General features: G+C 51.8%; 13 protein-coding genes. 12 read left to right on the forward strand and 1 reads right to left on the reverse strand.

The annotated features are described in order from the left end of the window. Window positions 1-173 precede the first annotated feature (173 nt). Window positions 174-695 carry a zinc ribbon-containing protein gene (locus SPM24T3_RS11315; protein ID WP_009636884.1) on the reverse strand — a complete coding sequence of 174 codons (522 nt, stop codon included), beginning with the start codon at window positions 693-695 and terminating at the stop codon, window positions 174-176. A gap of 365 nt (window positions 696-1,060) precedes the next feature. Between SPM24T3_RS11315 and leuS the strand changes: the two genes are divergently transcribed. From leuS to lipB, 12 genes are all read left to right on the forward strand, one after another. Then, window positions 1,061-3,643 (forward strand): leucine--tRNA ligase, encoded by a 2,583-nt coding sequence (gene leuS / locus SPM24T3_RS11320; RefSeq protein ID WP_009636885.1) that lies wholly within the window; start codon window positions 1,061-1,063, stop codon window positions 3,641-3,643. Window positions 3,644-3,674: 31 nt separating this feature from the next. After that, the gene (gene lptE, locus SPM24T3_RS11325; RefSeq protein ID WP_037378277.1) at window positions 3,675-4,262 is read left to right on the forward strand and encodes an LPS assembly lipoprotein LptE; all 588 of its coding nucleotides are present in this window, start codon (window positions 3,675-3,677) and stop codon (window positions 4,260-4,262) included. Next, window positions 4,259-5,299: a DNA polymerase III subunit delta gene (gene holA, locus SPM24T3_RS11330; RefSeq protein WP_009636887.1), complete on the forward strand. Its 1,041-nt coding sequence runs from the start codon at window positions 4,259-4,261 to the stop codon at window positions 5,297-5,299. The genes lptE and holA overlap by 4 nt, the downstream gene beginning before the upstream one ends. Beyond that, window positions 5,299-5,976 carry a nicotinate-nucleotide adenylyltransferase gene (nadD, locus tag SPM24T3_RS11335; RefSeq protein WP_009636888.1) on the forward strand — a complete coding sequence of 226 codons (678 nt, stop codon included), beginning with the start codon at window positions 5,299-5,301 and terminating at the stop codon, window positions 5,974-5,976. The genes holA and nadD overlap by 1 nt, the downstream gene beginning before the upstream one ends. An 86-nt stretch (window positions 5,977-6,062) precedes the next feature. Further along, entirely contained in the window at window positions 6,063-6,380 is a 318-nt protein-coding gene (gene rsfS / locus SPM24T3_RS11340; protein WP_009636889.1) for a ribosome silencing factor, read from the forward strand. A gap of 3 nt (window positions 6,381-6,383) precedes the next feature. Then, a complete protein-coding gene (gene rlmH, locus SPM24T3_RS11345) occupies window positions 6,384-6,854 on the forward strand; it encodes a 23S rRNA (pseudouridine(1915)-N(3))-methyltransferase RlmH (protein ID WP_009636890.1) in 471 nt (156 codons plus the stop codon). A 42-nt stretch (window positions 6,855-6,896) separates the two neighbouring features. Next, window positions 6,897-8,801 carry a peptidoglycan DD-transpeptidase MrdA gene (gene mrdA, locus SPM24T3_RS11350; RefSeq protein WP_009636891.1) on the forward strand — a complete coding sequence of 635 codons (1,905 nt, stop codon included), beginning with the start codon at window positions 6,897-6,899 and terminating at the stop codon, window positions 8,799-8,801. 6 nt (window positions 8,802-8,807) lie between these two features. Continuing rightward, window positions 8,808-9,920 carry a peptidoglycan glycosyltransferase MrdB gene (gene mrdB / locus SPM24T3_RS11355; protein WP_009636892.1) on the forward strand — a complete coding sequence of 371 codons (1,113 nt, stop codon included), beginning with the start codon at window positions 8,808-8,810 and terminating at the stop codon, window positions 9,918-9,920. Between the two features lie 9 nt (window positions 9,921-9,929). Beyond that, window positions 9,930-11,087 carry an endolytic peptidoglycan transglycosylase RlpA gene (gene rlpA, locus SPM24T3_RS11360; protein WP_009636893.1) on the forward strand — a complete coding sequence of 386 codons (1,158 nt, stop codon included), beginning with the start codon at window positions 9,930-9,932 and terminating at the stop codon, window positions 11,085-11,087. A gap of 220 nt (window positions 11,088-11,307) precedes the next feature. After that, window positions 11,308-12,519 (forward strand): D-alanyl-D-alanine carboxypeptidase DacA, encoded by a 1,212-nt coding sequence (gene dacA, locus SPM24T3_RS11365; RefSeq protein WP_009636894.1) that lies wholly within the window; start codon window positions 11,308-11,310, stop codon window positions 12,517-12,519. Window positions 12,520-12,650: 131 nt separating this feature from the next. Continuing rightward, on the forward strand, window positions 12,651-12,914 hold the full coding sequence (gene ybeD / locus SPM24T3_RS11370; RefSeq protein ID WP_009636895.1) for a DUF493 family protein YbeD: 264 nt from the start codon (window positions 12,651-12,653) through the stop codon (window positions 12,912-12,914). Between the two features lie 70 nt (window positions 12,915-12,984). Then, window positions 12,985-13,677, forward strand: a complete 693-nt coding sequence (gene lipB / locus SPM24T3_RS11375; protein ID WP_050956158.1) for a lipoyl(octanoyl) transferase LipB — start codon at window positions 12,985-12,987, stop codon at window positions 13,675-13,677. The last annotated feature ends 42 nt before the right edge of the window (window positions 13,678-13,719 follow it).

Below are 13,719 nucleotides of genomic sequence, written 5' to 3' on the forward strand. Positions count from 1 at the left end.
GCATTAAAGTTGCAGCAGAAGCATCTAACGCAGCGCTTGCTCCAAAAATCTCCAAAGTTATTGGCGCTACAGCAAGGCGGAAAGCTTGATAATCCCCAGGAGCTTACATAAGTAAGTCACTGGGGTGAGCGGGAGTATCCAACGCGGCTGTAGCGTCAATTACGAAGGATATTTTAAGGTTCGAATGGTCTGCGGGAAAACTCGTCATTCCCGCATTCCGGGCATTTGCTAAGTATTTCTGGAGTGTAAACGGCCAGATGGAAGTGACATTTCTCGCAGATTAATTCCCCCAGCCCGACCACTTCTCCGCTGTGATATACGCCATGATGGTTGACGTCCTTGAACACCTCTTTCCATTCAAGCTGGGTTCTGTCGGTAATATCGGCCAGTTCGCGCCATAGACTTTCCTTGATGACCCGCAGAAAAACGCTGTCCTGCTCTTCACTTTGTTGCACTGAGGCTAGCGGCGCAGCACGACGACTGGGTGCATATTCGCCATAGATGCGGGCGAACTCTTGCAGATCGCGCCGTGCTGACAAAGTCAGGCGGTCAATTTCTACCGATGACAGTTTGTCCTCGTTAATCAGACTTTCTCGCGCATCACGCACTAACAGGTCAATATCGCGCTCCCCGCCCCGCAGGCGTTCAGTCAATGATGCCATTAGTTGGCGATAGTCCTGTTGTTCAGTAGTCATAGCTTCTCCTTTGAGTGCGGCTTAACGCGTACCGTTTTGTTGCACACACATACTTTTAATGCTCATAAAACGGTTTGTGGCTCAAAACAATGCTTTCACTTTGAACCTCATCAATTTATTTTAGTCGTGAATAACTGAATCAGGCGGAGGCAGAGCACAGTTTCCGTTTTGTCCTAAAAATAAATCCCGACAGATCAGGATAAAAAGTCTCTGGCACAACGCTTGGTGTTGTTGCCGTTGCCGCTTATCAGCTATGCTATGCGGATCTGTTTGAAACTTTTGTTATTAACGCATCATTTGTTAATTGATTAACGAAATAGGGCTACGGATGTAGCTGTTTTTCACTCACAGGACCATCGGCCGCCATGCAAGAGCAATACCGTCCAGAAGATATAGAGTCACAGGTTCAACTTCACTGGCAAGAGAAGCAGACCTTCAAAGTTACCGAGCAGCCAGGCAAAGAGAAATACTACTGCCTCTCCATGTTGCCTTATCCATCAGGCCGTCTACACATGGGCCACGTGCGTAACTACACCATCGGTGACGTGATTTCCCGTTATCAGCGCATGCTTGGTAAAAACGTTCTACAGCCGATCGGCTGGGACGCATTTGGTCTGCCTGCTGAAGGCGCAGCCGTTAAAAACAATACGGCACCCGCTCCGTGGACTTACGAAAACATCGAATACATGAAGAACCAGCTTAAACTGCTGGGCTTCGGCTATGACTGGGATCGCGAACTGGCGACCTGTCAGCCAGAATATTATCGCTGGGAACAGTGGTTTTTCACCAAGCTTTACGAGAAAGGTCTGGTTTATAAAAAGACCTCGGCGGTTAACTGGTGCCCGCACGACCTGACCGTTCTGGCTAATGAACAGGTTATTGACGGCTGCTGCTGGCGCTGTGATACCAAGGTGGAACGCAAAGAGATCCCACAGTGGTTTATCAAAATCACCGCTTATGCCGACCAACTGCTGAACGATCTGGATACGCTTGAGAGCTGGCCTGAACAGGTCAAAACCATGCAGCGTAACTGGATTGGCCGCTCCGAAGGCGTCGAAATCACTTTCGACGTTGAGAACAGCGATGAAAAACTCACCGTTTACACCACGCGTCCTGACACCTTTATGGGTGCCACTTACGCAGCCGTTGCGGCGGGTCATCCTTTGTCATTGCAGGCAGCGGCTTCACAGCCAGCGCTGGCCGACTTTATCGATGAATGCCGTAATACCAAGGTAGCCGAAGCAGAAATGGCGACCATGGAGAAAAAAGGCATGCCAACGGGCCTGTTCGCCGTGCATCCGCTGACTGGCAAAAATATCCCAATCTGGGTCGCCAATTTCGTATTGATGGAATACGGCACCGGCGCGGTAATGGCCGTTCCTGGCCACGATGCACGCGACTGGGAATTTGCTACCAAATACAATCTGCCGATCGAAGCTGTGATTCTGAACGCCGATGGCAGCGTGCCTGATGTTCAGGCTGAAGTCATGACCGAGAAAGGCGTGCTGTGTAATTCCGGCGAGTTTGACGGCCTGGACCACGAACAAGGCTTCAACGCCATTGCCGACAAGCTGGTTAGCCTGGGCGTCGGTGAGCGTAAAGTTAACTATCGCCTGCGCGATTGGGGTGTTTCACGCCAGCGTTACTGGGGCGCGCCAATCCCGATGATCACACTGGAAGACGGTACCGTTATTCCAACGCCAGAAGATCAGCTGCCGGTTATTCTGCCGGAAGACGTCGTTATGGACGGCATCACCAGCCCGATCAAAGCCGATCCCGAGTGGGCAAAAACCACCGTTAACGGCATGCCTGGCCTGCGTGAAACCGATACCTTCGATACCTTTATGGAATCGTCGTGGTACTACGCGCGTTACACTTGCCCGGACTACGACCAAGGCATGCTGGACCCGGCCGCGGCCAATTACTGGCTGCCGGTTGACCAATACGTTGGCGGTATCGAACACGCCATCATGCACCTTATGTACTTCCGCTTCTTCCACAAGCTGATGCGTGATGCTGGCCTGGTAACTTCCGACGAGCCTGCCAAACGCCTGCTGTGTCAGGGCATGGTACTGGCTGATGCCTTCTACTATCTCAACGAAGGCGGCGCACGCGTTTGGGTTTCCCCAATCGATGCTACCCTTGAGCGTGACGAGAAAGGCCGTATCGTTAAAGCCACCGACCCTGAAGGGCGCGAGCTGGTGTACGCGGGCATGAGCAAAATGTCCAAGTCCAAAAATAACGGTATCGACCCGCAAGTCATGGTACAGAAATACGGTGCTGATACCGTACGTCTGTTCATGATGTTTGCTTCTCCGGCAGAAATGACGCTGGAATGGCAAGAGTCTGGCGTTGAAGGGGCTAACCGCTTCCTGAAACGTGTGTGGAAACTGGCTTACGAGCACAGCGAAAAAGGCGCAGCACCGGCTCTGGATGTTGCCTCTCTGACCGCCGAGCAAAAAGACCTGCGTCGCGATCTGCACAAAACCATTGCTAAAGTGACCGATGATGTTGGCCGTCGTCAGACTTTCAACACTGCTATTGCGGCAATTATGGAGCTGATGAACAAAATGGGCCGTGCGCCTCAGGAAACTTCCCAGGATCGCGCGCTGATTCAAGAAGCCCTGCTGGCCGTGGTTCGCCTGCTTTATCCATTCACTCCGCACGTGTGCTTCAGCCTGTGGCAGATTCTGGGTGGCGAAGGTGATGTCGATACCGCGCCATGGCCGCTGGCAGATGAAAAAGCCATGGTCGAAGACTCTAAACTGGTAGTTGTGCAGGTAAATGGTAAAGTACGTGCCAAGATAACCGTTGCCGCAGACGCGACAGAAGAACAGGTTCGCGAATTGGCGGCACAAGAGTATCTGGTCGCAAAATATCTGGATGGGGTTACAGTCCGCAAGGTAATCTACGTGCCAGGCAAGCTGCTTAATCTGGTAGTGGGTTAAGCCAAGGAGGCTTTTTTTGCGAGAAAATATTATGCGACATCGTATTTTGATGCTGTTGTTAGGCGCTATCGTTCTGGTAACTTCGGGCTGTGGTTTTCACCTGCGCGGTTCTGGTAGCGTACCTGATGAGCTTAAAACCATTACGCTCAACAGCTATGACCCGTATGGCCCGCTTACACGTGAAATTCGCAATCAGTTAAGACTGAGCGACGTCACGGTAGTTGAACCAACGGCTTCTACGAAGAAAAGCCTCCCTGAGCTGCGTATTGTAGGCGCGTCGGAGAGTCAGGTAACGGCATCGATATTTGAAGACGGTAAAACGGCTGAATACTCGAAACAGATGGTCGTCAGGGCTCAGGTTGTGATGCCGGGTAGAGATATTTATCCGATTAGCGTAACCGTATACCGCGCGTTCTTTGATAACCCATTGGCAGCGTTAGCAAAAGATGCCGAGCAGGATATCATCGACAAAGAAATGCGCGAGCAGGCTTCCGAGCAATTGATTCGTAAATTCCTGACGGTTCACGCCGCCGAGATGTCGAAAAAAGCGCAGGTTAGCGAGAAGCCTGAAGTGATCAGTATTGGAAAAGCCCCTGCGGCCAGCACTACTGTTCAATGATTCGTATTTACCCTGAACAACTTGCCGCGCAGCTCCGAGAGGGGCTGCGCGCTTGTTATCTGCTTTGTGGCAACGATCCCCTTCTGTTGCAGGAGAGCCAGGACGCTGTGCGTCAGGTCGCAAATGCTGCAGAATTTAACGAACATTTCAGCTTTATCCTCGATGCCCATACTGAATGGGACACTATATTCAGCAGCTGTCAGGCGCTAAGCCTGTTTGCCAGTCGCCAGACCCTGACACTGCATCTCCCGGAAAACGGGCCAACCGCGCCTATCGCCGAACAGCTGAAAACGCTGGTCAGCCTGCTGCACGACGATATTCTGCTGATTCTGCGGGCCAGTAAAATCACCAAAGCGCAGGAAAATGCCGCCTGGTTTAAAACGGTCAGCGATCGTACAGTTTTTGTCACCTGCCAGACTCCCGAACAGGCACAGTTGCCGCGCTGGGTCGCCAAACGCGCCAAGTCGCTGGATCTTGAGCTTGACGATCCGGCCAATCAGCTGCTGTGTTATTGCTATGAAGGTAACCTGCTGGCACTGGCGCAGTCGCTTGAACGATTGGCACTGCTTTATCCTGATGGCAAACTGACGCTGCCCCGCGTGGAAGAGGCGGTCAACGACGCGGCACACTTCACGCCCTACCATTGGCTTGATGCCGTCCTTGCCGGTAAAAGCAAACGCGCCTGGCATATTTTGCGTCAATTACAGCAAGAAGACAGCGAGCCGGTAATTTTACTGCGTACTCTGCAACGCGAATTGCTAATGCTGCTCAACCTGCGTCGTAAAATGGATGATCAGCCGCTGCGTAACCTTTTCGATCAGTACAAAGTGTGGCAAAACCGTCGTGCACTGGTTACTCAGGCGCTTCAGCGTTTATCGTTGCAACAGCTCAACAAGGCCGTTCAATTGCTGACGCAAATGGAAATCCGCTTGAAACAGGACTATGGTCAATCGGTCTGGCCCGAACTTGAGAGCCTTTCAATGCTGCTGTGTGGAAAACCGCTTCCGCCGAGCTTTATTGATTCAGGAACCCTGTGATGACCCCCATTGTTGGTGATAAAACTGAACTGATGGCGCTGTTTGGCGGCACCTTTGACCCCATTCATTACGGTCATTTACGACCAGTTGAACAGCTTGCCCATGAAATCCAGCTCGAAAAAGTGATTTTACTGCCTAATAACGTGCCGCCCCATCGCCCGCAACCCGAGGCAACTTCGGCGCAAAGGTTGAGAATGGCTCAACTGGCAGTTGAAGGTAACCCATTGTTTTCAGTGGATTCACGCGAGCTGCAGCGCGATACCCCTTCGTACACCATCGAAACTCTTGAAACGTTACGTAAAGAACATGGCACAAAACAGCCATTGGCGTTTATCATTGGTCAAGATTCATTACTTACGCTTTACAAATGGCACCGCTGGGAGTCTTTACTCGACGTGTGTCATCTGGCGGTTCTAGCTCGTCCGGGATATGCCCGCGAGCTGGAAACTCCAGAGTTACAGCGTTGGTACGATGCGCACAAAATAGAAGATGCCGGTCAGCTCAGGCAACGTCCTCATGGCTTTATTTATCAGGCCAATACTCCGCTGCTGGATATTTCTGCTACAGAAATTCGTCAGCGTCGTCACGAGGGCCGCGATTGCTCAGATTTACTTCCCTTCTCGGTTGAGCGCTATATCGAATCTCAGGGGCTGTATAGCGAACACTTTACGTCGTGAATAAATTACGCGTGTAAGCATCGCGTGTTATACTCCGCCGCTTCATTTTCGGTTCCAGAACTACTCAATATCCCCAGGGGGAATCTTTGCAAGGTAAAGCGCTCCAAGAATTCGTCATCGACAAAGTTGATGACCTAAAAGCCCAGGACATCGTAACTATCGATGTGGCTGGCAAATCAAGCATCACTGACTGCATGGTGATTTGTACCGGTACTTCAAGCCGCCACGTTGTTTCTATTGCCGGACACCTGGTTGAAGAAGCAAAGGCCGCGGGCCTTGATGCGCACGGTATCAAAGGTATTAACGAAGCTGACTGGGTTGTCGTTGACCTGGGTGAAGTGATCGTTCACGTCATGCAAGAAGAAAGCCGCGTGCTGTACGAACTTGAGAAGCTTTGGGGTTAATTTGTGAAGCTGCAACTCGTCGCCGTAGGTACGAAAATGCCCGATTGGGTGCAGACTGGCTTCACCGATTATCTTCGTCGTTTCCCAAAAGACATGCCGTTTGAGCTGATTGAAGTGCCCGCGGGTAAACGCGGGAAAAACGCTGATATCAAACGCATTCTTGAAAAAGAAGGCGAGCAGATGCTGTCTGTGGTTGGAAAAGGCAATCGGATCGTTACGCTGGATATTCCCGGGACGCCCTGGGAAACGCCACAGTTGGCCCAACAGCTTGAGCGCTGGAAGCAGGATGGCAGAGATGTCAGTTTGCTGATTGGCGGTCCTGAAGGGCTGGCACCAGCATGTAAAGAGGCTGCGGTACAGAGCTGGTCGCTGTCTCCGCTCACGCTGCCACACCCGCTGGTTCGGGTTCTGGTAGCCGAAAGCCTTTATCGTGCCTGGAGTATTACCACTAATCATCCGTATCACCGCGAGTAAGCGGTTGGTCAATATCAGCAGCACAGTAAATTAAGTAGTGGGATGAAAATAGATCGTAACCCTTTTCGCGACTATACGGCTGAGTCAGCCCTGTTTGTGCGCCGTGCACTGGTGGCGCTTTTTGGCATTCTGCTACTTAGTAGCATACTGATTTACAATCTGTACACTATCCAGGTGGTGCGTTTTGAGGATTATCAAACGCGATCCAACGATAATCGCATCAAGCTGGTTCCCATTGCTCCCAGCCGTGGCATTATCTACGACAGAAACGGCACACCGCTGGCGTTAAACCGCACCATCTACCAACTTGAGATGATGCCGGAAAAGGTCGATGACATCAGAAATACGCTGATTGCGTTGACGGCGATTGTCGATCTCACCTCTGAAGATATTGATAACTTTTATAAAGAACGCAAGCGCGCTCGGCGCTTCACGTCGATCCCGGTTAAGGTCGGTTTGAACGAGGTGCAAGTGGCGCGTTTCGCCGTCAATCAATTCAAATTCCCCGGCGTTGAAGTCAAAGGCTATCAGCGCCGTTACTATCCCTATGGTTCTTCCCTGACACATGTGATTGGTTATGTTTCAAAAATTAACGATCGCGACGTTGAAAGGCTGGACAAAGACGGTATTCTTGCTAACTACGCCGCCACGCATGACATCGGCAAGCTCGGTATAGAACGTTATTACGAAAGCACGCTGCACGGTAAAACCGGCTATGCCGAGGTTGAAGTCAACAATCGCGGCCGAGTGATCCGGCAGCTACACGAAGCGCCACCGCAGGCCGGCAAAGACATTACGTTAACGCTGGACCTGCCGCTGCAGATGTATATCGAGCAGTTGCTCAGTGGCAGCCGCGCGGCGGTAGTGGTGACCGATCCGCGAGATGCCAGCATTCGCGCACTGGTATCTAACCCGAGTTATGATCCGAACCTGTTTGTTGACGGCATTTCCAGCAAGGAATACAACACGTTGCTGAACGACCCGGATCGTCCGCTGATTAACCGGGCGACCCAGGGGCTTTATCCTCCGGCCTCGACGGTCAAGCCGTACATCGCCGTGTCGTCGCTCACCGCAGGGGTTATCAACAAAAATACTTCGCTGTTTGACCCCGGATGGTGGCAACTTCCCGGCTCGGACAAACGCTATCGTGACTGGAAACACTGGGGCCACGGCAGATTAAACGTCACCAAAGCGTTGGAAGAGTCTGCAGACACCTTCTTTTATCAGGTGGCTTACGACATGGGGATTGATCGCCTGTCGGAGTGGATGAGTAAGTTTGGTTACGGCGAATACACCGGTATCGATCTTTCCGAAGAGCGCAACGGCAATATGCCGACCCGCGAATGGAAACTGAAACGCTTTAAAAAGCCTTGGTATCAAGGCGATACCATCCCGGTGGGTATCGGTCAGGGTTACTGGACCGCCACGCCAATTCAGAATAACAAAGCGCTGACTACGCTTATCAACGACGGTAACGTTAAAACGCCGCACCTGTTGCTCAGTACCCAGGATGGCGCGACGAAAGTGCCTTACCAGCAGCAGGAAGTGAAACAGATTGGTGATATTCACTCCGGTTACTGGGAACTGGCCAAAGACGGCATGTTCGGGGTGGCAAACCGTTCAAACGGCACGGCACGCAAATACTTTATGGATGCGCCATACAAAGCGGCGGCGAAATCCGGTACAGCACAGGTTTATGGCCTGAAAGCCAATGAGACCTATAACGCACATAAAATCGCAGAGCATCTGCGTGACCACAAGCTGATGAACGCTTTTGCGCCGTATAACAACCCTACCGTTGCCGTTAACGTAGTGTTGGAAAACGGCGGTATCGGACCAGCAGTGGGCACGATTACCCGACAGATCCTCGACCATATCCTATTGGGCGATAATACGACGACATTACCGGCCGAAGCTCCTGCTCCGCCCGGCATCGAAGGTGATTAACGTAGAATGACTGAAAGCCAAAAACAAGGGTCGCTGTGGCACAAGATGCACATCGACATTACTATGCTATTGATTGTACTGGCCTTGCTGGCCTATAGCGCTTTCGTTATCTGGAGCGCCAGCGGTCAGGACGTCGGCATGATGGAACGCAAACTTGCCCAGATTGCCGGGGGTCTGGTGATCATGCTGGTTATGGCGCAGGTTCCGCCTCGGGTTTATGAAAGCTGGGCGCCGTACCTGTATATTTTTTGCATCTTCCTGTTGGTATTGGTTGATGTCTTTGGACAGGTCAGTAAAGGCGCACAGCGCTGGCTGGATCTTGGCTTCGTGCGTTTTCAGCCCTCGGAGCTGGCTAAAATCGCCGTTCCGCTGATGGTGGCGCGCTTTATCAACCGTGATATCTGCCCGCCGTCGTTAAAAAATACCGCAATCGCGCTGGTGCTGGTGTTTGTTCCGACGCTGCTGGTTGCCGCACAGCCCGACCTCGGTACAGCGATACTGATTGCCGCATCCGGTATTTTCGTGCTGTTCCTGTCGGGTATGAGCTGGAAACTGATTGCCTGTGCTGCGGTATTGGTTGCCGCCTTTATTCCGATTCTATGGTTCTTCCTGATGCACGACTATCAGCGAGACCGCGTGATGATGCTGCTCAACCCGGAAAGTGACCCGCTCGGAGCCGGTTATCATATTATTCAGTCAAAAATTGCCATCGGTTCAGGCGGTTTTTCCGGTAAAGGTTGGCTGCACGGTACTCAGTCCCAGCTTGAGTTCCTGCCCGAACGCCACACCGACTTTATCTTCGCCGTATTGGCCGAGGAGCTAGGCCTGCAAGGCGTACTGGTGCTGCTGGCGCTCTATCTGGGCCTGATCACTCGTGGTCTGATGATCGCCGCCAAAGCACAAACGACTTTCGGCCGAGTGATGTCGGGAGGGTTGATGCTGATATTCTTTGTTTATGTCTTCGTTAACATAGGCATGGTGAGTGGTATAGTGCCGGTAGTCGGGGTGCCTTTGCCTTTGGTAAGTTATGGTGGGTCAGCGCTAATCGTGCTAATGGCTGGGTTTGGTATCGTCATGTCGATACATACTCATCGAAAAATGTTATCAAAAAATCTATAGGGGTGAGCAATGCGCAAGGAGTGGGTAGGGGCGATTATCGCCGGGCTGTTATTGAGTGCCTGTAGTTCTCCAGACAACCAACCGCAGCAGGCCGCACCAGAGCCCGCCTACAACGGTCCGGTAGTTGAGATTGGCGGTGCCGATCCCGTCTATGAACCGTTGAACGCGAATGCCAACAACGATTACAGCGCCAACGGTAACAGCTACAAAATCATCAAGGATGCTTCGCGTTTTACCCAGACCGGCACCGCAACCTGGTATGGCACCGAAGCCGGCAGCAATGTTACAGCCAGCGGCGAAGAGTTTGACCCATCGGCGATGACCGCGGCACACCCGACGCTGCCAATCCCAAGCTACGTGCGCGTTACCAACATGGCCAATGGCCGTATGCTGGTCGTACGCATCAACGATCGCGGCCCGTTCACTCCCGGCAAAATCATCGACTTGTCACAGGCGGCATTTGAGCGATTGAATCTGACCACCAGCACCCGCGTCAAACTCGATATTATCAACGTCGCGCCTGACGGCACGATGTCTGGCCCCGGCACCATCGGGACGACTGTTGCCAAACAAACCTATGCCCTGCCCGCTCGTCCGAGTCTGGGTGCAACAGGTTTAGGCACGCCGACGCAGTCAGCTCCTCCGGCTATCGGTGCGGCTGTTCGCCCGATCGATAACAGCACGCTGAATACACAGGATGATTCATCCGGTGGCGACAGCGCGCAAGGTACCACCGCGGCAACCGGCGGTAGCAGCTTCCTGGGAGCGCCGAAACCGTTGCCATCAGGTGTGCTGGAAAGCAGCGAACCGGCTGCGGTTGCCGATGATTCTGCAGCAGATTCGGGTTCTTCCTCCACGGCTGTTGCAGCCGCGGCTCCGGTAGTTGCAGCACCCGCGGTGACTCGCCCCGCGACTCGCCAGTCTGCACCGGTTTCCGGCGGTAATTACATGGTACAGGTAGGCGCGTTGAGCAATCCGCAAAATGCCGAGCTGTGGCAGAAAAGCCTGAGCAAACGTTTTGGCGTGCCGGGAAAAGTACAGCCTAACGGCAGCACCTATCGCGTACAGTTAGGGCCGTTTACTCGCCAGCAGGCCGCCCAGTTCCAGCAGCGCCTGTCGAGCGAAGCCCAGCAGCAGTCGTTTGTAGTTTCAGCTTCGGCGATGTAAAAAAGAAAGTAGCGGGTTTATCCGATGAGCTTACACAGGTAAGTAATTCGGCTAAATTCGCGCAGCCAACGCAGTCACGGTGCCAAGAACGAAGTGGGTAACCGGTTGTAAAATTCAGTAAATTACCGCAACCCCACGTATTGCCAGATGTCTGATTGTGTCTGTTCTGCTATAGTGTGGCACGTTTTTAATTTACCCTACGGATGTTGTTGTCTCAATCATGAAACTTGCTACTCCTTCTCGTTTAGTCAAGGGCATTGCGCTTGGCACCGTCATTTCTCTAAGCTCAGCGTCTGCCGCCTTTGCTGACGATATTAATCTGAAGACGATGATCCCTGGCGTTCCGCAAATCGATGCCGAAGCCTACGTTCTGATTGACTACAACTCAGGCAAAGTTCTTGCCGAAATGAACGCCGATGCCCGACGCGATCCTGCCAGCCTGACCAAGATGATGACCAGCTATGTCATCGGGCAAGCCATTAAATCAGGAAAAATCACTCCTAGTGACGTGGTTACCGTAGGTAAAGACGCCTGGGCGACTGGCAATCCGGTGTTCAAAGGCTCATCTCTGATGTTCCTCAAGCCTGGCGATCGCGTACCGGTTTCCGAGCTTAACCGCGGCATTATTCTGCAATCAGGCAATGATGCCTGTGTCGCGATGGCCGATTATGTCGCGGGCAGCCAAGACGCCTTTGTTGGCCTGATGAACAACTACGTGAATGCGTTGGGTCTGAAAAACACTCATTTTGGCACTGTTCACGGCCTTGACGCAGAAGGTCAATACAGCTCGGCGCGCGACATGGCGTTGATTGGCCAGGCGCTGATCCGCGACGTGCCTGAAGAGTATGCAACCTATAAAGAGAAAGAGTTTACTTTCAACAATATCCGCCAGATGAACCGCAACGGTCTGCTGTGGGATTCCAGCCTGCAGGTTGACGGTATTAAAACCGGTCATACTGAATCTGCCGGTTATAACCTGGTTGCTTCTGCCACTGAAGGTCAGATGCGTTTGATCTCTGCAGTAATGGGGGGTCATACCTACAAAGGTCGTGAAGTCGAGAGTAAAAAACTGCTGACTTGGGGCTTCCGCTTCTTTGAAACTGTTGCACCGCTGAAAGCCGGGAAAGATTTCGCTTCCGAGCCAGTCTGGTTTGGCAATACCGATCGCGTAGAGTTGGGCGTAGATAAAGACGCTTACCTGACTATCCCGCGCGGCCGGATGAAAGATCTGAAAGCCAGCTATGTGCTTAATAATACTGAGCTGCATGCACCATTGTTGAAGAATCAGGTAGTTGGCTCGATTAACTTCCAGCTTGATGGCAAAACTATCGACCAACGCCCGCTGGTAGTGTTGAACGAAGTCAAAGAAGGTGGCTTCGTTAGCCGCATCGTGGATTATATTAAACTGATGTTCCATCATTGGTTTGGCTAAAACCCTGCTAATGGGGTTGAAAATGTGCGCTTTAACCCCACATGAATAGTATATAATTCTAATCACAACTCCCGCTTTGTCGGGAGTTGTGATTTATACATTTTAATAGCAGTAACTACGCGGGAGTGCACATGAAAACCAAACTTAACGAACTGCTCGAATTCCCCTGCTCATTCACTTATAAAGTGATGGGTCTGGCGCAGCCCGAGTTGGTTGACCAGGTTGTGGAAGTCGTGCAACGTCACGCGCCTGGCGATTACAACCCGCAGGTGAAGCCAAGCAGCAAAGGCAACTACCATTCAGTTTCAATTACCATCACGGCAACGCATATCGATCAGGTAGAAACCTTGTACGATGAGCTGGGTAACATTGAAATTGTACGTATGGTTCTCTAAGATTAGAGAAAATGAGTCAGCGTAGCGCATCGCGTTACGCTGATTTTCTTTATATTGCCCTATTATCAGAATGACGATAACTGCCGTGCAACGAGAAAAACTGCAACAACGTATCACCCTCCGCCAGCTTGGCCTGCAACCTTACGAGCCTGTTTCGCATGCCATGCACGTCTTTACCGATCTCCGTACTCCCGAAACACAAGATGAAATCTGGCTGGTCGAACACCCTAAAGTCTTTACTCAAGGTCAGGCCGGTAAAGCTGAACACGTACTTTTCCCCGGCGATATTCCGGTCGTCCAAAGCGATCGCGGCGGTCAGGTTACCTATCACGGACCAGGCCAGCAGGTAATGTATGTGATGATTGACATCAAACGCAGAAAAATTGGCGTGCGTCAGTTGGTTACCGCCATTGAGCAAACCGTCGTCGATACGCTGGCCTTTTTCAATATTGAAGCTTATCCAAAAGCCGATGCGCCAGGCGTTTATGTAAACAGTAAAAAGATTTGCTCGTTAGGTTTACGCATCCGCAAAGGTTGCTCACTGCACGGGCTGGCGCTGAATATTGATATGGATTTAGAGCCGTTCCTGCGCATCAATCCATGTGGCTATGCCGGGTTGCAAATGACGCAGGCCAGTCTCGAAAAGCCCGGGCTTTCGGTGGATGAAGTGATGCCTGTTTTAGTCAAAGCATTTAACAAGCAGCTGGGTTATCACCAGGTAGATTATTCATTCGGATTACCGACAGAAACTACGACCAAGTAAAAGCGTTTAATATCCAACTATATAATTTTTAATTACGCAGTT

The sequence above is a fragment of the Serratia sp. M24T3 genome (genome assembly GCF_000257645.1).
GTDB lineage: Bacteria > Pseudomonadota > Gammaproteobacteria > Enterobacterales > Enterobacteriaceae > Rouxiella.

Excerpts from the sequence above, each read along its gene's own strand:
- SPM24T3_RS11315 (WP_009636884.1), bottom strand. The coding sequence starts at position 695 with ATGACTACTGAACAACAGGACTATCGCCAACTAATGGCATCATTGACT.
- leuS (WP_009636885.1), top strand. The coding sequence starts at position 1,061 with ATGCAAGAGCAATACCGTCCAGAAGATATAGAGTCACAGGTTCAACTT.
- lptE (WP_037378277.1), top strand. The coding sequence starts at position 3,675 with ATGCGACATCGTATTTTGATGCTGTTGTTAGGCGCTATCGTTCTGGTA.
- holA (WP_009636887.1), top strand. The coding sequence starts at position 4,259 with ATGATTCGTATTTACCCTGAACAACTTGCCGCGCAGCTCCGAGAGGGG.
- nadD (WP_009636888.1), top strand. The coding sequence starts at position 5,299 with ATGACCCCCATTGTTGGTGATAAAACTGAACTGATGGCGCTGTTTGGC.
- mrdA (WP_009636891.1), top strand. The coding sequence starts at position 6,897 with ATGAAAATAGATCGTAACCCTTTTCGCGACTATACGGCTGAGTCAGCC.
- mrdB (WP_009636892.1), top strand. The coding sequence starts at position 8,808 with ATGACTGAAAGCCAAAAACAAGGGTCGCTGTGGCACAAGATGCACATC.
- rlpA (WP_009636893.1), top strand. The coding sequence starts at position 9,930 with ATGCGCAAGGAGTGGGTAGGGGCGATTATCGCCGGGCTGTTATTGAGT.
- dacA (WP_009636894.1), top strand. The coding sequence starts at position 11,308 with ATGAAACTTGCTACTCCTTCTCGTTTAGTCAAGGGCATTGCGCTTGGC.
- ybeD (WP_009636895.1), top strand. The coding sequence starts at position 12,651 with ATGAAAACCAAACTTAACGAACTGCTCGAATTCCCCTGCTCATTCACT.
- lipB (WP_050956158.1), top strand. The coding sequence starts at position 12,985 with ATGACGATAACTGCCGTGCAACGAGAAAAACTGCAACAACGTATCACC.